20 protein-coding genes and 1 pseudogene are annotated in these 19,477 nt (G+C 42.3%); 9 read left to right on the forward strand and 12 right to left on the reverse strand.

Going from position 1 to position 19,477, the window contains the following annotated elements:
* Nucleotides 1-18 precede the first annotated feature (18 nt).
* The 5 genes and pseudogenes from V7K49_RS20930 to V7K49_RS20950 form a co-directional block, all read right to left on the reverse strand.
* Nucleotides 19-354 carry a XisI protein gene (locus tag V7K49_RS20930; protein ID WP_335207237.1) on the reverse strand — a complete coding sequence of 112 codons (336 nt, stop codon included), beginning with the start codon at nucleotides 352-354 and terminating at the stop codon, nucleotides 19-21.
* Nucleotides 342-778 (reverse strand): annotated as a pseudogene (locus tag V7K49_RS20935) (XisH family protein). The gene V7K49_RS20930 and the pseudogene V7K49_RS20935 overlap by 13 nt, the downstream one beginning before the upstream one ends.
* A 210-nt stretch (nucleotides 779-988) precedes the next feature.
* On the reverse strand, nucleotides 989-3,208 hold the full coding sequence (locus V7K49_RS20940) for an O-linked N-acetylglucosamine transferase, SPINDLY family protein (RefSeq protein ID WP_335207238.1): 2,220 nt from the start codon (nucleotides 3,206-3,208) through the stop codon (nucleotides 989-991).
* Between the two features lie 139 nt (nucleotides 3,209-3,347).
* On the reverse strand, nucleotides 3,348-3,905 hold the full coding sequence (locus V7K49_RS20945; protein WP_335207239.1) for a type IV pilin-like G/H family protein: 558 nt from the start codon (nucleotides 3,903-3,905) through the stop codon (nucleotides 3,348-3,350).
* A gap of 142 nt (nucleotides 3,906-4,047) precedes the next feature.
* Nucleotides 4,048-4,344, reverse strand: coding sequence for a hypothetical protein (locus V7K49_RS20950; protein WP_335207310.1), 297 nt, complete (start codon nucleotides 4,342-4,344; stop codon nucleotides 4,048-4,050).
* 48 nt (nucleotides 4,345-4,392) lie between these two features.
* Between V7K49_RS20950 and trxB the strand changes: the two genes are divergently transcribed.
* Entirely contained in the window at nucleotides 4,393-5,763 is a 1,371-nt protein-coding gene (trxB, locus tag V7K49_RS20955; RefSeq protein WP_335207240.1) for a thioredoxin-disulfide reductase, read from the forward strand.
* Nucleotides 5,764-5,826: 63 nt separating this feature from the next.
* On the opposite strand, the gene V7K49_RS20960 is transcribed toward trxB, so the two are convergent.
* Together V7K49_RS20960 and V7K49_RS20965 are read right to left on the reverse strand one after the other, a co-directional pair.
* Complete coding sequence (locus V7K49_RS20960) at nucleotides 5,827-6,240, reverse strand: putative toxin-antitoxin system toxin component, PIN family (protein ID WP_334871902.1); 414 nt, start codon at nucleotides 6,238-6,240, stop codon at nucleotides 5,827-5,829.
* Entirely contained in the window at nucleotides 6,237-6,476 is a 240-nt protein-coding gene (locus tag V7K49_RS20965; RefSeq protein WP_334871903.1) for a hypothetical protein, read from the reverse strand. The genes V7K49_RS20960 and V7K49_RS20965 overlap by 4 nt, the downstream gene beginning before the upstream one ends.
* Nucleotides 6,477-6,701: 225 nt before the next feature.
* On the opposite strand from V7K49_RS20965, the gene V7K49_RS20970 reads away from it, so the two are divergent.
* The 4 genes from V7K49_RS20970 (at nucleotide 6,702) to V7K49_RS20985 (ending at nucleotide 9,674) form a co-directional block, all read left to right on the forward strand.
* Complete coding sequence (locus V7K49_RS20970; RefSeq protein WP_335207241.1) at nucleotides 6,702-7,598, forward strand: ABC transporter permease; 897 nt, start codon at nucleotides 6,702-6,704, stop codon at nucleotides 7,596-7,598.
* A gap of 72 nt (nucleotides 7,599-7,670) precedes the next feature.
* Nucleotides 7,671-7,844, forward strand: a complete 174-nt coding sequence (locus V7K49_RS20975) for a hypothetical protein (RefSeq protein WP_273762828.1) — start codon at nucleotides 7,671-7,673, stop codon at nucleotides 7,842-7,844.
* 492 nt (nucleotides 7,845-8,336) lie between these two features.
* Nucleotides 8,337-9,233, forward strand: a complete 897-nt coding sequence (locus tag V7K49_RS20980) for an ROK family protein (protein WP_335207242.1) — start codon at nucleotides 8,337-8,339, stop codon at nucleotides 9,231-9,233.
* 102 nt (nucleotides 9,234-9,335) lie between these two features.
* Complete coding sequence (locus V7K49_RS20985; RefSeq protein ID WP_335207243.1) at nucleotides 9,336-9,674, forward strand: hypothetical protein; 339 nt, start codon at nucleotides 9,336-9,338, stop codon at nucleotides 9,672-9,674.
* A gap of 191 nt (nucleotides 9,675-9,865) precedes the next feature.
* Here the strand turns inward: V7K49_RS20985 and V7K49_RS20990 are convergent, their stop codons facing one another.
* Entirely contained in the window at nucleotides 9,866-10,288 is a 423-nt protein-coding gene (locus V7K49_RS20990) for a hypothetical protein (protein ID WP_335207244.1), read from the reverse strand.
* Between the two features lie 125 nt (nucleotides 10,289-10,413).
* A complete protein-coding gene (locus tag V7K49_RS20995; protein WP_335207245.1) occupies nucleotides 10,414-12,051 on the reverse strand; it encodes a CTP synthase in 1,638 nt (545 codons plus the stop codon).
* A gap of 85 nt (nucleotides 12,052-12,136) precedes the next feature.
* Between V7K49_RS20995 and V7K49_RS21000 the strand changes: the two genes are divergently transcribed.
* Nucleotides 12,137-13,891: an N-acetylmuramoyl-L-alanine amidase gene (locus V7K49_RS21000; protein WP_334871911.1), complete on the forward strand. Its 1,755-nt coding sequence runs from the start codon at nucleotides 12,137-12,139 to the stop codon at nucleotides 13,889-13,891.
* Nucleotides 13,892-14,002: 111 nt separating this feature from the next.
* On the opposite strand, the gene V7K49_RS21005 is transcribed toward V7K49_RS21000, so the two are convergent.
* A complete protein-coding gene (locus tag V7K49_RS21005; RefSeq protein WP_335207246.1) occupies nucleotides 14,003-14,254 on the reverse strand; it encodes a hypothetical protein in 252 nt (83 codons plus the stop codon).
* A gap of 77 nt (nucleotides 14,255-14,331) precedes the next feature.
* On the opposite strand from V7K49_RS21005, the gene V7K49_RS21010 reads away from it, so the two are divergent.
* Nucleotides 14,332-15,531: a DUF1624 domain-containing protein gene (locus tag V7K49_RS21010; protein ID WP_335207247.1), complete on the forward strand. Its 1,200-nt coding sequence runs from the start codon at nucleotides 14,332-14,334 to the stop codon at nucleotides 15,529-15,531.
* 615 nt (nucleotides 15,532-16,146) lie between these two features.
* On the opposite strand, the gene V7K49_RS21015 is transcribed toward V7K49_RS21010, so the two are convergent.
* Nucleotides 16,147-16,722 carry a pentapeptide repeat-containing protein gene (locus V7K49_RS21015; protein WP_335207311.1) on the reverse strand — a complete coding sequence of 192 codons (576 nt, stop codon included), beginning with the start codon at nucleotides 16,720-16,722 and terminating at the stop codon, nucleotides 16,147-16,149.
* 23 nt (nucleotides 16,723-16,745) lie between these two features.
* Here V7K49_RS21015 and V7K49_RS21020 point away from each other — a divergent pair, with 23 nt between their 5' ends.
* Complete coding sequence (locus V7K49_RS21020) at nucleotides 16,746-17,276, forward strand: YraN family protein (RefSeq protein ID WP_335207248.1); 531 nt, start codon at nucleotides 16,746-16,748, stop codon at nucleotides 17,274-17,276.
* Nucleotides 17,277-17,340: 64 nt separating this feature from the next.
* Here V7K49_RS21020 and V7K49_RS21025 read toward each other — a convergent pair whose 3' ends face one another.
* Nucleotides 17,341-17,730 carry a hypothetical protein gene (locus tag V7K49_RS21025; RefSeq protein WP_069068139.1) on the reverse strand — a complete coding sequence of 130 codons (390 nt, stop codon included), beginning with the start codon at nucleotides 17,728-17,730 and terminating at the stop codon, nucleotides 17,341-17,343.
* A gap of 273 nt (nucleotides 17,731-18,003) precedes the next feature.
* On the opposite strand from V7K49_RS21025, the gene queA reads away from it, so the two are divergent.
* Complete coding sequence (queA, locus tag V7K49_RS21030; protein WP_442948683.1) at nucleotides 18,004-19,188, forward strand: tRNA preQ1(34) S-adenosylmethionine ribosyltransferase-isomerase QueA; 1,185 nt, start codon at nucleotides 18,004-18,006, stop codon at nucleotides 19,186-19,188.
* The last annotated feature ends 289 nt before the right edge of the window (nucleotides 19,189-19,477 follow it).

Raw genomic sequence — 19,477 nt, forward strand, 5'->3', positions numbered from 1 at the left:
TACTTTTCAATAAATGCCCTAACCCACTGCGTATTCTGTAAACTTCCTCATGAAAGGAGACTGAAATCCTAACACAATATCTTCTTTAGGAACTCCCATACTAACCAAATTTGCTGCAATATCATCTTCTGTAGCATTCCACTGAAGCCAAATTTTTTCACCCTTAATATCAATGTGGAGGATGCAACTATGTACCCAATCTTGCCCCTCCCAGCCTACATAGACTACTTGGTAATGGTCACGTTCTATATCAAAAATATTTTCAACTTCTATATTTCCATCAGCGGGTTTTTGCTCACTATGCTCCTGTAATATCTGCTGTACAATCTGGCGATACTGGGCTAGTTTATCCATTTGAAAATAACCTCTTTCTCTACATCATAAATAATCATTTTGACTTGATTCTCTTCAATCATGGCTTGAGGAAAATCAAGTTGAAAAAATGTTTTGTAAGTTGTCAAAGGTATTGCTAAATACAAAACACGCTCTGGCTGTCGTCGTCTTAATGCGCCTCTATAGTTGATAAACTGTCCTAATGCTGTATGAAATTCTGAGATTGCAGAAGATTTCTCCAAAAAACTTTTGACTTCAACAGCAATTTTTCTCCTTCCCGTTCTGCCACAATCAGTTTTTCAGCAGCTAAATCAATAGAGAGATTCACACCACCTACGCTAATTGAGAGCGGGTCATGAGTAATCTGCCAACCATCCTTCTGCAAAGCTTTTTTGACAACTTCATGAAAGACATCTTTAGCAGACATAGCTATCCACAATTGCATTTCTTACTTTTATATTACCTCTTACAGCTATTTTTAGGTAAATAGACTATGCGGTAGGGGCGCAAGGCCTTGCGCCCCTACTACGACAGATGTGGTTCAAATACATGAAAACTGCTATAGGCTTCCTTAAAGTTAGGATAATCTGTGGTTCATTTACCTAGAAATTGCTGTAAGAGGTCATTTTGAGGGCTGGAGCCGCTGACTACGAGCTTATTTTCGCTCAATATACTTCTGCCACATCTGCTCGTAAGCCTTTTCCATCTCACGGGTAAACTGCTTACCATTCCACAGGGGTGCTGTTTGTCGAGATGCTTTCAATTTCAAAGCCACCTGCTGGCGTAAAACTTCATCCTTCCCTAAGCGCACACCCCATTCTATATACTCTTCATCAGTCCAAGCAATGCCTTCTGTGATACCCGCATTTATCATCATGGTGTAGCTGTTACGCGCTGCAAATTGTTCACCAACTCGCGTCACCAATGGTATACCCATCCACAATGTTTCTAGAGTTGTTGTCGCTCCGTTGTAGGGAAATGTATCTAATACAATATCAGCAATGCCTAAATTAGCACGATGAACTGACTCTGAATGAACTATTGGTAAAAATCGTAACCGAGAACAATCGACATCTTCTTCTTCGGCAATTTGATAAAAGAAGTGTTTAATTGTTTCCTCCTCAGCAAGTCCTTTAATCAAAAAGTAGCTGTTAGGTACTTGTTTGATAATTTGCATTTGCCACCTTGTCGTTTGTGGATGGCGTTTATATCCTCTTTGGGCGCTGAGATATACAACGGCATCCATAGGGATATCCAAGTCATCGCGGCGGAGAGTTGGTACACCAATTTCAAAACCATCTACTGCTATGTAAGTTTGAGGTAATCGCCAGATTTTCTCTGTATAGTAATTTTGTGCATCATCTGGCAGTACATAAGGGTCTGCGATAAAGTAATCAATTGCAGGTATACCTGATGCATCCCACCCCAGCCAAGTAACTTGAATTGGGGCTGGCTTGAGTGCCATCACTTCACTGGTAATATCTAGAGTGATACTATCAAGGTCGATTAAAATATCAATTTCATCTTGATATATCTGGTCAGCAATTTCCCAGCCATTCATACCTAATTGACGAGCTTTTCCTGCCTGACATAAATACCACTCTTGGAGATAATCGGTTGCTAATTTGTAGTTAACAAAATAAGTATGAATATCAAATTTATCTCGATCATGATGTTGAAATAACCAACGAGCTAGCCAACCAACAGAATGATTCCTTAAAGCGTAAGATATATAACCAATTTTTAATTTCTTCGGATGATGTGTTAAAGATTGGTGATTAATATTTTGATGAGCATAGTTTTTTGCTTTTGATTGGCCAAGAGCTTGAATATAATTATTATAAATCTCAGCTACCTGATTATGAATAGCTCGAAATTCAACAGGAGCATCTTTAATGTGAGGTATTGCAAAAGATGGTGTAAGTAACCGTAATATTCTTCCTTCTTCTAAAGGAATTCGTTCAGCTTTAATAAACTGTTGAAACACAGTTTCCAATTCTTGACAAGTTGTACATATCTCTTGCCAATATCCTCCTGCTGACATTAGACCCCTTAACAGCAAATGGAGTGCAAAAATTTTATCAGCCAAGCTTTCTGATAAGGAATAACACAATCTAGCTGTCTCTATACCTTGAGAATAATTACGAGCATCTTGATAAAAAGTCGCTAAGTGCCGCAAAATTTCTACATTATCTGGCTCCAATCGTAAATGCAATTCTAGCAGAGATGCTCCTAGTAAAGGCTGCCGCAAAGTATGACCAATTTCCATAGCAGCAGGAAGCACTATACAGAAGCATTGATGAGGATCAGAGAAATAAGGAAGACTAGCTTCTATTAAATTTAGATTAATTGGATGTAAGGGAACAGCATTTAAAAATTCTTTTAAAACTTGGATCAATAATTCGGTATTAATTTCTATATTTTCTTTTGTGTTTAAGCTTTCAATTAATCCCCAGTCATTTAAATTATCAAGTTCTTCAAACTTTTGCAATTTGATAGAAAGGAGAATAATTTGAAGCAAATTATTTATATAATTAGGATTAATTTCCCGCATGTGCTGGCGAATTAACCAGGCTAGAGAATATTCTGCTAGTGTTTCACGCCTTTCAGCTTCTATTTGTAAAACTTGAAATAGTTCATTTGTCCAAATTGGTAACTGTTCTTCATCTGCCTGTGTCATTGGCAGCATCCAAGTCATTTGAGCTTCTGCTTCTTGCCCTTGTAATAGCAATAGTAACCCTAAATGCCAATAATAAGAAATAGTATTTGGTTCTATTGCTATTGCTTGTTCATATAACTGTGCTGCTTGCAAATATTTTTCTTCAAGGAAGTATTGTTCAGCTTCATTTTGCCAATTATATATATCAGTAATCATTGTATTCTCTGAGAAAATTTTTATGAGAAATATACTTGTGAACAACTCACATAATAGAAATAAAGTGGATAGAAGCATCTACCCACTTTGGAAAATATCTAGTTGAGAGAGAATTTATATACTCTTTGTCCTTGGTTAGTTACTTAGCCAAAGAAACGAAGTTGCTGGCACAACTAAGTGTTCCAGCTGTGTAAGTAATTTTAGCGGCAGTTGCATTTGCATTTGTACCACTGTTAACCATAGCGGTGTTAGATTCACACAAAATAGCTATAGTAGTAGCTTCATTGGTAGCAGCTTGGGTTGTCACCTCTACAGCACCAACATAGCTTTTAAGAGGTGCAGCACTATTTATTACTATTGCTTGGTTGTTTACTGTACTAGTATCTGCATTAATAACTGCATATTGGTAATTTACGGTTTGTGTTGCAATACCAAGGCCTAAAGCACCAATTGAAGTTGTAAATCCAGTATTTTCTAGGTAAAAAGCTTGTTGGGCGCGGTTCATGGAACCCACGTAGGTTTTAGCTTCTGACTGCTTGGCTTTGTTCGCTTGGTTCAAGAAAGAAGGCAGTGCGATCGCAGACAAAATACCGATGATAATAATTACTACTAGTAATTCAATGAGTGTAAAACCCTCATTTTCGTTCTTCTTGGCGAGGATGTGTTGGATAAATTTGGCTTTTAATTCGGTTTTCATAAATGTTTTCCAGGGGGTAGGAAGTGATTGGGTGTTCTAGATGTAACTTACCCACCTGCGATCGCTTTCCTATCACCTAGAGAAAAAAGTTTGGCGAGATGCGGTTACACAATCCACAATCCTTGCATCCCAGGCACAAACATTAATAAGCCCCTGGTGTAGACCCAAGGGCTAGATATCTCGATTTCATTTGTGAGAGTGCTTTATTCAGGTCAGCGCGAACAAAAGACACATCAGGCGATCGCAGGTTTCTTTTTTCCGAGTCGTCCTCTTCTATACTCGGCAGGATAAAGCCGGCGCTAGAACCAGTTATATGTCCTAGCTTGCGCGACATTACCCAGTTATTCAAGAAGGTAATTAGACGAGCGCCAATTTCCTCTGACCGCATAGTACCGTAGGCATTTTCTGATCGCTTACCATCTGGCGTAGCCAATCGCAGTTTGTTATGTTATATTAAACGTAGTCGTTATGAGTTTGTATAAATATCATGACTAACCCCACAGTAGAAAACTTAGTAATTATCGGTTCTGGCCCAGCAGGGTACACAGCCGCCATCTATGCCGGACGCGCTAACCTGAAACCCGTTGTATTTGAAGGTTTCCAAGCCGGGGGTTTGCCTGGTGGGCAACTAATGACAACGACGGAAGTTGAGAACTTTCCAGGGTTTCCCCAAGGGATTACCGGGCCGGAACTGATGGATCAGATGAAGGCGCAGGCGGAGCGCTGGGGGGCTGAACTATATACTGAAGATGTTATATCAGTTGACTTGAGTCAGCGTCCATTTACAGTGCGATCGCAAGAAAGGGAAATAAAAACCAACAGCATCGTCATTGCTACGGGTGCAACTGCAAAGCGTTTGGGTTTACCCAACGAACATGAATTTTGGAGTCGGGGTATCTCCGCTTGTGCAATTTGCGATGGTGCAACACCAATTTTTCACGGTGCAGAACTGGCTGTGATTGGTGCTGGCGACTCGGCGGCGGAAGAGTCAATTTACCTCACCAAATACGGCTCTAAGGTGAATATGTTGGTACGCACCGATAAAATGCGGGCTTCTAAAGCCATGCAAGACCGCGTTTTGAGCAACCCAAAAATCCAGGTGCATTGGAACACAGAAGCTGTGGATATCTTCGGTAACGGTCATATGGATGGGGTGAAAGTCCGCAATACCAAAACTGGTGAAGAAAGCCAACTGCACGCTAAGGGTTTATTCTACGCCGTTGGTCACAGTCCCAATACCTCTCTATTTAAAGGTCAGTTAGAACTGGATGAAATCGGTTACGTTGTTACCAAGCACGGTACTGTGGAAACCAGTGTAGAAGGCGTTTTTGCCGCTGGTGACGTCCAAGATCATGAGTTTCGACAAGCAATTACGGCTGCGGGTACTGGCTGTATGGCGGCGATGTTGGCAGAACGCTGGTTATCATCCAGTGGCTTGATTCAAGAATTTCATCAACAGGCAGAAACAGCAGACAATGAATTAGAACATCAGCCAGCCAAAAAGACTGAAGCCGAGGAAGAAGCTGGATTTAATTTGAATGCGACGCGCCATGAGGGAGGTTATGCTTTACGGAAATTGTTCCATGAAAGCGATCGCTTAATTCTTGTTAAATACGTCTCTCCTGGTTGCGGCCCTTGTCATACTCTGAAGCCGATTTTAAATAAAGTGGTGGATGAATTTGACAGCAAAATTCACTTTGTAGAAATTGACATCGACAAAGACCGAGATATTGCTGAAAATGCTGGTGTGACAGGAACGCCAACTGTTCAATTGTTCAAAAATAAAGAACTGGTGAAGGAAGTCAAAGGCGTCAAGCAAAAGAGCGAATATCGTCAGTTGATTGAAAGCAATCTGTAAGAGAATGGGGAGTGGGGAGTGGGCAATAGTAAAAAACCATTGACAATTACCAATGCTCAATACTCACCCCCCGACATCGCAAACTAACCTGTTAAATAAAGAGACAGAAATAATCGTTGTATTTACCAAAGTTTGCGCCTGATTAAAATCAGAATCACCTGTAATCAAAAAATTTGCTTCTGCGGCCATAGCACAAGCTAAAAACTTTGCATCTTTTTTATCTCTGGAAAAATCAACTTCCAAATTGACATCAATTAGCGTTATAAATGTATCGATAATTTCAAACCATTCGCATATTACTTCATCCGTCAACTTAAACTTCCTGCGACTTAATACCTCTTTATATTCCACAACAATTTCTTCAGAAGCTATCCATTGCCAATCAGGATTATCAAAAATAAACTGAATAACGTCCCTTGGTACTCTACCCTTAAGGACAGCAGAAACTAAAACATTGGTGTCAATAACAACTTTCATTCTCCGCGTTGGTAAGCTTCAATTTCTGCTGATATTTCTGCTTCTGTAATATCTTGTATTCCTGATATCGACTGTGTTTTATCAAATAAATTTCTCAGCTTTTTACTGATTTCTGCTCTTGGGTTATCCTCAGCTAAGATAATTATTTCTACTCTCTGTCCAACCTTAAAAGGTAAATCAGATAATATTAGTTGACTTGGATCTGTAATAGTGATGTATTTTTTGTAGGCGTTCATAATTCCTCCATTAACTTGACCTTTCTCTACTTGGGATAATTAACCTTTGTGGTGACACTGGCTGGGAATTTATCTCTAGCAAAAATAACGCATAATCTCACCTCTTACTCAGTCTATCTCTGTAACCACCGCTCAACAGTCGGACTTTTATTAAGGATATTTAACCAATCTCCAATCTGATATGTAAAATGGTCAGCGTATCTTGCTTGATCCAGGCGATCGCACATGGCCATTACAAAACGGCGGCTACCGACATTTTTACAATTTGCCAAAAGTCCGAATCTTTCCCAAAAACTCATGCTCATCGGGTTAGCCATTACCCTATTTTTCATCTTCTTAGCATTCTTCGCTCCCGTATTCCAGGCTTGGGGATGGCTGCAAAACCCCAAAGATTTTCTCTCTAATCCAATTCACGAGCCACCCTCAGCTAAACATTGGTTTGGTACTAGTCGCCTGGGCTATGATGTGTTCTCCCGGACATTGTTCGGCGCTCAAGCTGCTTTGCAGGTGGTGATTTTGGCAACAGGGCTGAGTATGATTATCGGTGTACCTTTGGGGATGCTGAGTGGTTATCTCGGCGGTAAATTGGATAAAGTGTTGCTGTTCATTATGGATAGCATCTACACCCTACCGGGACTACTGCTGTCTGTGACACTGGCGTTTGTGGTGGGGCGTGGGATATTAAATGCAGCGATCGCTATTAGCATTGCCTACATCCCTCAATATTACCGCGTTGTTCGCAACCACACCGTGAGCATGAAAACTGAAGTGTTCATCGAAGCTGCTCAAGCAATGGGCGCTTCCACTTGGGTTGTGCTTTCTCGTTATCTGTTTTTCAACGTCATTCAAAGCGTACCCGTCCTATTCACACTCAACGCCGCTGATGCGATTTTGGTGTTGGGCGGTTTGGGTTTTTTGGGGCTAGGTCTTCCCGAAGAAGTGGCAGAATGGGGACATGATTTAAAACAAGCTCTAGAAGCTCTACCTACTGGCATTTGGTGGACTACGCTTTTCCCCGGTTTAACAATGACATGCATGGTGGTAGGGTTATCACTACTTGGTGAAGGGTTAAACGAATTTGTCAATCCTCGTTTACGGAGAGAAAATAGAATCCGAAACTAATCACTAGTCAATGGTCAGTGGTTAATAGCAAAAAACCATTGACAAATTACAAATAACAATAGAGAGATTTGTATGAAAGATAACCTAACGTTAATTGCTGCCGCTACTGGCGGGTTTATCCTTTCCGTTGCCCTTGCTGGTATTTTACGAGGTGCGCCAATTACAGCTTGGCAAGAGCAATCGAGTTTTCGGACCACGACTGTCGCTAATTTACAGTTATTAGAGCAGAAAGCCCACTCCTTCTAGATGTGGGGACGCCAGTCACACAGATCGGAGTTGAAAGCCCGGTGTCTTCTCCCTACAGCCCTTCTCAAGACAGGAGACGTTCTTGCGTTCGGGCATCCTACGGCAGGCGCTAGCTAGCCTCTCCCTTTGGGAGAAGGGGAGCCACTCGCTCAGAGGGGTTTCCCCAAGTAGAGGAGCCAGCCGTGTGGGCAGGTATCCCGACTTGAGCGGACTGGCGTCAAGTGGCGTGAGACGCTGCGCGAACAGATCGGCAATGAAAATGACTCGCACTCAATTAGACGGAAAATCTAGAATTTTTTCGCGCTAAGACCCTAAGTACAGATTTGCAGAAAATAGTGGCGAATTGAGGGTTGAAATTTAAACGCAGAGGTAAGCGCAGAGGGTACGCGAAGGTTTGCTAGGTGGCTATTTTATTTGCTACGAACTTGTGCAAAGCTATACTACGATGCTTGTTAAAGTCGAAAATTTGCGGCTTGGTGTGAGGATTTTAAAGTGGTGAGTTCTCAAGTAATCGGTATTGATGTGGGGGGAACAGCAATTAAGCTGGGGCGTTTTGCAGATGATGGTACTTGTCTGCAATCTTTGACTGTGACAGCTCCCCAACCAACAACACCAGAGGCTGTGCTGGCGGTAATCGTAGATGCGATCGCCCAAATTGATCCAGATAATCAAACTGTTGCTATTGGTGTTGGGACTCCTGGCCCATCCGATGCAACCGGACGCATTGCCAAAATCGCGATTAACTTGCCTGGATGGCGCGATGTGCCTTTAGCGGACTGGCTAGAAGCTAAAACTGGCAAACCTACTGCGATCGCTAACGATGCTAATTGCGCTCTTTTGGGAGAAGCTTGGCTGGGAGCCGGTCGCCACTTTCAAAATCTGATTCTGCTCACTTTAGGAACTGGGGTTGGTGGTGCAATTATTCTAGATGGCAAACTATTTGTTGGACATCAAGGAGCCGCCGGGGAATTGGGTTTAATTTCATTCAACCCAGATGGGCCAATTTGTAATAGTGGCAATCAAGGCTCTTTGGAACAATATGCCTGTGTGACTGCAATTCGCCGCCGCACTCTCAAGGAACCCATCGAATTGGGTGTTCTTGCCCAACAAGGAGATCCCGCAGCATTGACTTTTTGGGAAGAATATGGTAGGAATTTGGGAATTGGTTTGACAAGTTTGATTTATGTCCTCACACCGCAAGCGATCGTGATTGGTGGTGGGATCAGTGGCAGCTTTGAGTTTTTCTTCCCAGCAGTGAAGGCAGAAATTGAGAAGCGAGTGCAGCCTTTATCACGAGCGGGTTTACAAATATTGCCAGCGGAGTTAGGCAATTTTGCTGGGATAGTAGGTGCAGCAAAGTTGGCATGGCAAAACTATTCAGGGTTTTAGATTATGGTTCAAACAATGAATTTCCGAACAAACCCAATGGTAAACCGATGCGCTATTTAGTCTCGATTAATGAAATAGTTTGCCAAGTCTAAAAACCAGAAGGTGGCCAAGGACTTTCTGGCGTATTTAATTAAACCTGAGATAATAGGAAACTATCTAAAAGCTACCGGAGGTCGGTATTTACCAGTAATGAAGCCTGTTTGGAAAGACCCCTTTTGGACAAATCCAGCAGATCCGCATCTTTCCACTGCAACTCAAACACTGACTAAAGGTCTAACTCGCCCATTTTATATTGTCCAAAACCCTGCTTACAGCCTAGTTTTAGAAGAGAATGTTTGGGGTAAGGCTCTGAATCGAATAGTTGTCAATAGCATATCTCCAGAGCAAGCAGCAGACACGGCAATTAAGCGGATAAAACAAATTTTTGACGAATGGCAGTGAGCTATATGCAATTTTTAAATCAGCGACTTACCGCTAAAGTTACAATTTTCTTCTTAAATAACTCTACAAAAAAGATGATTCAATGGCTAGGCTAATTGAGCAAAAATCTCGACAAACTCTTTTTTTTAATTGGGAAGACAGTAAATCTATTTTTAAACTTTATTGTTACCTTGTTTTGCTACACAGGGATTTCAAGACAAAGAATATCCTGTTGCTTTCTTAACGTATTTCACAACTTTTTCATAAGATTCCGGATTACTCACAGGGTTAATGATGATAGGGATAGTACCATCTGGCAACCAAAAAGTTATCCTGCCGTTTGGTTCATGACAAAAGGAACTGATGCAGTTGAGATTAATTACATATTCGTTTTTTTCGTAAAGAATTTTTACCCAGTGGGCATGATCTAATTCCAACGCCGTCACACATTGTAAATAATCAAGAATCTTTTGATAATCTTCCAAGTTACTTTGTGGGTTAATTATTACTGGAATTGCACTATCGGGTAACCAAAAAGTAACCCTGCCATTCAGTTCATAACAAAAAGCATGGACACGCTCAAAATTCACTACATATTCTTTCCTCTCGTAAAGGATTCTCATCCAGTACGCCACAACATCTCCTCAAGTCCGAAATTTACGAATGATGCACCCTGTTTGTCCAAATCTACTGAAGCCTTAAATTAATCTTGCTATGCACGAATTCAAAATTAAAAAAAATAATTATGAATTATGAATTGTTATGACACCTCTAATGGTGTTGGTTTACCAGATGTCGAGAGAGAAAGAGCGATCGCTGCTTGAATAAACCCTTTAAATAAGGGATGAGGGGTACTGGGGCGCGATTGAAATTCTGGATGAAATTGGCAAGCAAGAAAGAATGGGTGCTTGGGTAATTCTATAATTTCAACTAAGCGTCCATCGGGAGAAGTACCACTGATCACATAGCCAGACTTTAATAACAGATCGCGGTAAGCATTGTTGAACTCATATCGATGTCGATGTCGTTCATAAATTACATCTTCTTGATAAAGCTTAAAAGCCAGAGTATCAGGAAGAACACGACAAGGATATAGTCCTAAGCGCATTGTACCCCCTAAATCCACTACTTCGTGCTGTTCTGGCAATAAATTAATTACTGGATCAATTGTATAGGCGTCAAATTCGGCACTGTTGGCATCTGTTAATCCCCCTACGTGCCTGGCCCATTCAATTACAGAACATTGCATTCCCAGGCATAAACCCAAAAAGGGAATTTGGTGATCGCGGGCATATTTAATGGCGGCAATTTTGCCATCCACTCCCCGAACACCGAAACCTCCTGGCACAACTATGCCATCGACACCCTGAAGATAATTTTCGGCTGGTTCAGTTTCCAAATCTTCTGAGTTCACCCAACGTAGGCGCAGTTCGCCATAGGTGGAAATTGCAGCATGGTTCAGTGCTTCGACTACAGATAGGTAGGCATCACTTAACTGCACATATTTACCAACGATGGCAATTTCCACCTCGTGCTTGGGACTATGTAACCGTTTTACCAGGGTTTGCCACTGCGTCAAATCTGGTTTACGTTGTTCCATTTGCAGCAAGTTCAGCACTTGTTCTGCCATTCCTTCCCATTCCAGATTTAGCGGTACTTCATAGATACTTTTGGCATCTTGGGAAGTGATGACGCATTCTTCGGGCACATCGCAAGATCCAGACAATTTCTGCTTTAATCCCTTGGGTAAGGGGCGATCGCTCCGACAAACTAAAATATCTGGTTGAATGCCAATGGATCTCAGTTCTTTAACTGAATGCTGTGTTGGCTTAGTTTTCATCTCACCCGCAGAGGCAATCCACGGCACCAGCGTTACGTGCATATACAGTACATTCTGCCGTCCCACCTCTTTGCGGAACTGGCGAATTGCTTCCAAAAACGGCAGTGATTCAATGTCTCCTACCGTACCGCCGATTTCTGTAATCACTACAGAGGGATTTGTACTTTTAGCAACTCGCAGAATCCGATCTTTTATTTCATTGGTAATATGGGGAATCACCTGTACAGTACCGCCATTGTAGTCTCCGCGCCGCTCTTTATTGATTACTGCCTGGTAAATCGAGCCAGTAGTAACACAATTCAATCGTGACATTGAGGTATCGGTGAAGCGTTCGTAATGCCCCAAGTCCAAATCTGTCTCCGCACCATCCTGGGTAACGAATACTTCCCCATGCTGAAAGGGACTCATCGTGCCAGGATCGATATTGATATAAGGGTCGAGTTTGAGAATCGACACGGAATATTCGCGCGACTTGAGCAAACGCCCTAGACTTGCTGCTACAATGCCTTTACCAATACTGGAGACTACGCCTCCAGTTACAAAGATAAACTTAGTCATAGTAGTTTGAATTTCTAACAACTTCTAAAAATACATCCCGTCATTGTGCCACAGTTGTTGTGGTGTAATCTTCTGTGATTTTGTCGTGAAAAACCTCTTAGGATTAGTAATATTAGGCTGTATTCTCACATCCTCCGTAGCGTTGACCGAGTCATCTCTTATAGTCATTTTTCCCCAAACAAACTACCAGACAAGTGCCCAAAAAATCTTTTTTCTGGGCACTGCACCACCAGATGGTCAGGTTTTGATCAATAGTAAGCCAATTACCCGCAGCAAGGCTGGTCATTTTTCCCCTAGTTTTCCCTTGCAGTTGGGGGAGAATCTTTTTACTGTGCGTCACGACAATCAAGAACTCCAGATTAAAGTGACAAGGCTTACCACTGTACCTGAGTTACCACAGGGGTTAGCCTTTGCTAAAGATTCCCTGACTCCTGCATCTGACATTGCCAGATTACCAGGAGAACTAATTTGTTTTAGCGCGATCGCACCCCCCAATGCCAGTGTATCTGTCAACCTGGCTAATCAAACTATTGCCCTTTCACCCCAACCTCAACAGGCACAACTACCAAGTAATTTGGCAGCTCTGACAGGGCAAAATCAGCCTCATGCCCAGTCTAGCGTAGGCAATTATAAAGGTTGCACCACAGTGGCAACAGCCGCCGATCTGGGACAACCTCAGTTTCAACTGACGCTCAATGGCAAGACGATAACTCAACCAGGATCTGGTAAAATTCAAATCCTCTCAAGAGCACAGTTGCCAGTTTCTGAGGTAACGGCAGACGCAGGCGTTGCTCGGACTGGCCCAAGTACCGATTATTCTCGACTTACACCACTGCCCAAAGGCACACGCGCAACAGTAACAGGTAGGGAAGGTGAATGGTTGCGCCTAGACTACGGCGCTTGGATTAATAGTCAGGAAACCCGCATTCTACCTGGTGCCATTCCGCCACAGACAATAATTCGCAGTGTCGGATACCGTCAACTCCCTGGTGCGACAGAGATAGTTTTCCCCTTGCAAGTCGCCGTACCTGTGAGCGTACAACAAAGTGAGCAAGCTCTCGCTCTCACTCTCTACAATACTACTGCCCAAACGGACATAATTCGCCTGGATGATGACCCCCTAATTTCTCGCCTAGACTGGCAACAGGTAGCTCCAGAACAAGTAAAATACACCTTCAACCTCAAAAAAGCTCAACAGTGGGGATATAAGCTAAGATACGACGGTACAACCCTGGTTTTGGCTTTGCGTCATCCGCCTAAAATCGGGAACACAAGACGAAAGCCTTTAGCTAATTTCAAGATTGTACTCGATCCTGGGCATGGCGGTAAAGAATCGGGTGCCAGTGGCCCAACTGGATATTTAGAAAAAGATGTCAATTTGGTGGTATCTAAGTTGCTGCGCGACGAGTTGGTGAAGGAAGGAGCAACGGTGGTAATGACGCGGGAGGATGATAAGGAGGTTTCCCTAGCAGAACGTCAAGCAATTATCACTCAAGAAGAACCATGCATCGCTATTTCCATACACCACAACTCCTTACCCGATGATGGCGATGCCGAAAAAACCAAGGGATTCGCCGCCTTTTGGTATCAACCCCAAGCCCACAACCTGGCAATGTTTTTACAGAACTATGTAGTCAAAAAACTCGGCAGACCTTCCTATGGTGTATTTTGGGATAACTTAGCGCTGACACGTCCAACAGCTGCACCATCGGTGTTGTTGGAATTGGGTTTTATGAGCAATCCCAATGAATTTGAGCAGGTGGTGAACCCAGAGGAACAGAAAAAGATAGCAAATGCGATCGCTCAAGGGATTACAGAATGGTTTATGAGTGTTCGGTAGATTCAACTACTGCCATTTGAGACATTCTTTCAAAATTCGTCTCACCTGCTATCACGCCAACCCCCTAAAAATTGATGGTATAATAATTAGCTTTCTTGCTATCATTGGCTTTTAAGTGTATAGATCCCAAATGGGTTCTATACAGCAGGAGTCAGAGCATATTTTTTGCAATAGTTTTGACCGATCGCCGTAAGTTTCAAATAATTGCCTGGGGCTACCGCTGTGCTGGATTCCCAGATATTGTAATTGTAGGGCTGTGCCGATGAGGTTCCGAGCAAACTTCGCGACTGATGTATTGCGTCCGCCTTCCCCCACGCCGCCAGCTAAAAGTTCGCGGTCGATTCTCGAAAGACATATAGTCACAGGTAGTGAGAAAGATGGGGTATAAAAGTGCAAAAATGAGGGAAATGAAAATTAAATACTTGAAATCTAGATAAAATATGAGTTTTTCAAGTAATGAAACTCTTAGTACTAAACAGTTACGAACTAAGCGAATCATATCAATAGATATGTTGCGTGGATTGGTGATGGTGTTAATGGCGCTAGATCATCTGCGAGATTTTTTAACTAATGTTCGCTTCCGCCCTACAGACTTGACCCAGACAAACGTACCTCTGTTTCTCACTCGTTGGGTAACTCATTTGTGCGCCCCCACATTTATATTTCTGGCTGGGGTTGCAGTCTATCTTTACTTTGGGAGACGACCACAAAGTAAGCAAGAACTCTCGCGCTATCTGATAATTCGTGGGTTGTGGTTGGTATTTCTAGAGTTAACAGTAGTACATTTTGGCTGGCTATTTGACCCAACCTACTCTTTTTTGGCAGCGGGGGTATTATGGGCACTTGGTTGGTCAATGGTCGTTTTAGCAGCATTAATTAGAATGCCAATTCCTCTAATAGCTGCACTAGGAATTTTGCTCATAGGTGGACACAATCTATTTGATAATATCCATGCTGAACAACTAGGAAGATGGGGTTGGTTGTGGGCAGTACTTCATGAGCCAAAAATGTTCACACCTTTTCCTCATAAAAATTTTTTTATTAGCTATCCCCTCATTCCTTGGATTGGGGTGATGGCAACAGGTTATGCGTTTGGAACTGTATTTAAGCTGGAAAAAGCTTCTCGGCTGCAATTGTTACGACGGTTGGGGCTGGGTTTAATTGCTAGCTTCGTAGTTCTCCGCGCTTTGAACATATATGGCGACCCGTATCCTTGGGCAGTGCAAACCAATTTTATCCGTACCATACTATCGTTTATTAACTGTAATAAATATCCACCTTCATTACTTTATTTGTTAATTACACTAGGTCTGGCAATGCTCTTGCTTTACCTGTTTGAAAAGCAGAAATGGAGGATTTTTAAACCTCTAGTGGTATTCGATCAGGTTCCTTTATTTTTTTATATAATTCACCTTTGGCTCATCCATTTAACTGCTATCTTGCTGGCTTTACCTAAATATGGGTTAAAAGCAATTATTATGCCCTTTATAGTCTCCCGTCTAATGCCAGCCGATTATGGATATGATTTACCAATAATTTACAATATTTGGATAATCATGATAATTCTGCTTTATCCCCTCTGTAGTTGGTTTAGGAATTACAAGACAAAGTATCCTAACAAGTGGTTAAAATACTTGTAAATATTCGTCAGATCTCACAATTGGCGGTCTAGGGCTTCTAAACATGAATGCGTTTTTCTACGCAGTCTAGCTATGTGCCAAAATTTTATATTCTCATTCTCCTTTGGGCTTGCCAAAAGCAATTTTTTATAGCTGATAAGGGTTTAAGATGCTACATACTTAGCTTCTTATTCTCGTTTTCACCCAATTACAAAGCACCTTCTTCACTGCGTAGCTTGCCGTACTTCTCTACGAGACGCTGCGCGAACGACAGGCTCAGTGACCACAGTAGGCATCGCCAATGTAAGCTTCAACTATTTCTTTCGTTCTTTTATCTAAAGCTAATCAAATCCACTGCTTATTACTTTTGCTACCTACAAATGACCAGGCTTCATCGTGATTTGGGTTACTTTATTGACTGAAGATATTGATAATTATCTCAAGTCAAAAAAATATTAATGATAGTCCGGATTTATCAATTGTGATAAATCCGGACTATCATTACTGTTTAGGTTTGGGTTATTAATTTTTTTTGAGTGATTTATTCTTTGGAAGTCCCTTACAGTAAATTTTCATCAGTGAAGGTTGAAACCCCGCTCCTCGTGGGCGACTTCCCTGCCTCCTGCCTTCTACTTACTAAGGACAAAACAACGTGTCACGCGTATCTCGTCCTGTAATGGGATTACTTCCTTTGGCAAGTTTGCACAATTTTTTTTGCTCATCGGAACGCAGTAGCGCATCGGTAAAATCTGCTCCGTCAATGATTGCACCATCAAATCTAGCGTTAGCAGCAAAAGCACCCTCCAACAATGCATTTGTCAAATTTGCTCTAACTAAACGAGCCGAGTCTAAAGTGGCATTTCTCAAATCAGATCCCTCCAAATTTGCAGACTCCAAATTTGCTGCGAAGAAACTGACACCGCGCAAATTAGCGTGGCTGAAGTTACTCTGGCGGAGATTAGCTTTGGTAAAGCTGGAATCTGTTAAATCACGTCCTGAGAAATCAGCCTCGACCAAAATTTCTTTATTATATTCGAGTGCCAAAGCTGTTGGAGCAAAACTGACCGTTGCGGTGATGGCAACTATTCCCCATAGAAATAAGCTGAGTATGATTGCCCAAATGTGATAGTCTGTTTTACGTTTCAATCCCAACTTTGTTCGGAATGAGTCGAGTATAGAACCCGCTGTGCGATCGCTTAACCTAGAATTCACAGAATTCATGATATTTTTAGTCAATGGCTAACCTTCCTCCATCTCATTATCCAGATATTGGTCATTTAGGAGAAGACCTAGTAGCCCAATGGTTGCAATCTACAGGTTGGGAAATTCTCCATCGCCGCTTTTCTAGCCGCTGGGGAGAAATCGATATTATTGCCCAACATGATGGAAGTGCAGGGGAAGCAGGGGAGCAGGAGAGCAGAAAAGTAGTAGGAGAACTCAGGACTCAGCACTCGGTGCTGGCATTTGTTGAAGTTAAAACTCGCAGTTCAGGTAGTTGGGATGCAGGGGGAAGAAACGCAATCACCCCACAAAAGCAAGCAAAAATCTGGCGGACAGCTGGAATATTCTTAGCCCAGTGCCCTGAGAAGGCAGATTATTCTTGCCGATTTGATGTTGCTATTGTTTACTGTCAAAGGATATCAAAAAATTTGGCTGGGGTTACAGCAACTCAGTCAGCTCTAGCTACTTCATCAGTAGCCGGATATAAGTTTAAGCTGCAAGAATACATTCTGGCAGCTTTCGACTCTTCAATTGATAATGGTTAATTGGTAATGGATAAAATATCTTGATTACCAATAATTTTGTAGCGGCGTTACAACCAAGATCGGATCACGCCAAAGTTTCTGGACAGTAGCCCAAGCCACGGACAAACTGTTGCCGAAAGGCTTCGATTTCGTCTCTCTCTGGACTACCATGAGAAACGATCGCTACCTGATAACGACGCATCACGTCCACAGGGCACTGTCCTGCTTCCAAACTCCAAAGTGCCATTTGCACCCTCATTGGCGGTTCGTAGCTAATTCCTAATTCATTTAGAAAAGCCCGAAAGTCGCCATCTTCTTGAGGCGAGACTTGACCTCTGAGTTTGATCCTAACCACCCAGCCATCAATTTGATGAATTACGGTGACGAAAGAAACTGGTGTCTGGGGTCTAGCGTGCAGGTGTTGAACGACCCTCAGGGTTAGACTGGCATTTGCCAGATAATACAAGTATTCCATGTTTGTTGGTGCTTGGGATCAAAGCCAATCCTACATATTTATCTTCGTCAATCAGTGCCTGTTCCCGGTAGGGTAAAATCCCCCGTTTTTAGATGGGGAGGTTTACCCAATTTTTATGTTAAGTTTTCCGTGTTACTTAATAGTATCAATCTTATAGCCTAGCGAGAAAATTGAGCGAAGATGCCTTAAAGTTCCTTTAGAAGGGAAAGCTCAAACCAGCTTTTTTAAGAGAGTATAAATACTAATATAAACCAAAAACTAGTAGAAGCCAATTTGAAAGACACCTCTAGCCCACAAGAAAAAGATTTGGAATTAGATTGCTCGGTAGCTGGCTATGACTACAAACTAGCTCCAGAACTCATTGCCCAAAACCCAGCAGTTCCTAGAGATAGCTCACGGTTACTGGTGGTTAATTCTCCCACCACAGCCACCGAAACAGCACCCCTGCACCACATTTTCCATGATTTGCCTGCACTGCTACGCTCTGGTGATTTGTTGGTTATGAACAATACAAAAGTTATTCCAGCGCGGCTTTATGGACATAAATCCACTGGTGCTAAAATCCAAGTGTTGCTGTTGGAAGAACGGCATTATAACTGTTGGTTAGCTTTAGTTAAGCCAGGAAAAAGCTTCAAACAGGGAGCGAAGATTATTTTTGAAGCAAGGCAATTGGGCATTAGGGATCAGGGATTAGGGATTAGGGATTGGGAAGATTCCTACCCAGTAAAGAGTTCCCAACTCACGGCTACGGTTCTAGAAACAGATGCAGCAACCGGCGGGCGTTTGTTGCAATTTGATGTGCCAGAGGGAAAGTCTTTGGTGGAACTGTTAGAGGTATTTGGTGAAGTACCGCTACCACCGTACATCACTACCTCCTCAGCTGCTGATGAGCAGTATCAGACAGTTTATGCCAAACAGCCAGGAGCGATCGCATCTCCGACAGCAGGACTACATTTTACCCCAGAATTATTACAAAAGTTGCGCGATCGCAAAATCAATCAAGCTTTTGTAACGCTGCACGTTGGTGTAGGCACATTTCGCCCTGTGGAAGTGGAGGACGTAACTACCCATCACATGCATGAAGAATGGATTGAAGTCCCCATTGCCACAGTAGAGCAAATCCGCGCTACTAAAGCAGATGGCGGTCGGATTATTGCTGTGGGAACAACGGCAGTACGAGCTTTAGAAGGGGCGGCTCAATCTGGGAATTTACAACCATTTTGTGGTAAAACAGACTTGTTTATTTATCCCGGCTACCAATGGCGGGTGGTTGATGGTCTGATTACCAATTTTCACCTACCGCGTTCCAGTTTGCTGATGTTAGTAAGTGCGCTAATTGGCAGACAACGCTTATTGAATATATACAACGAAGCGATCGCTTCAGGGTATCGTTTCTATTCCTTTGGTGATGCCATGCTAATTTTGCCGTCAGCCATGAGAGTCCTAAGTCAGGCGTGAGGGCAATACGGTTCGTTGAAGTTTTAATCTATCTACTGCGATTATTTGTAGGTTTTCTAGAAATGCTCCTGAGGTTTGAACTGTTATGAAAAGCTATAAACTTTGGTAAATAAGGAAAATGAGGAAATTACTTATTTCGGTATATTCTACTTGAGTTAGTTTAGAGTTGCTGCTGTTCAGTAACTCTTACTTTTTTTAGAGAATTGCAATATCGAAGACAAGTAATTTTATGCGTGATTTCACGATTAAATTGTAATTTTTCATGTTGTGGTGAGTACTCTGACTTATA

The sequence above is a fragment of the Nostoc sp. genome, from assembly GCF_036919675.1.
Lineage (GTDB): Bacteria > Cyanobacteriota > Cyanobacteriia > Cyanobacteriales > Nostocaceae > Nostoc.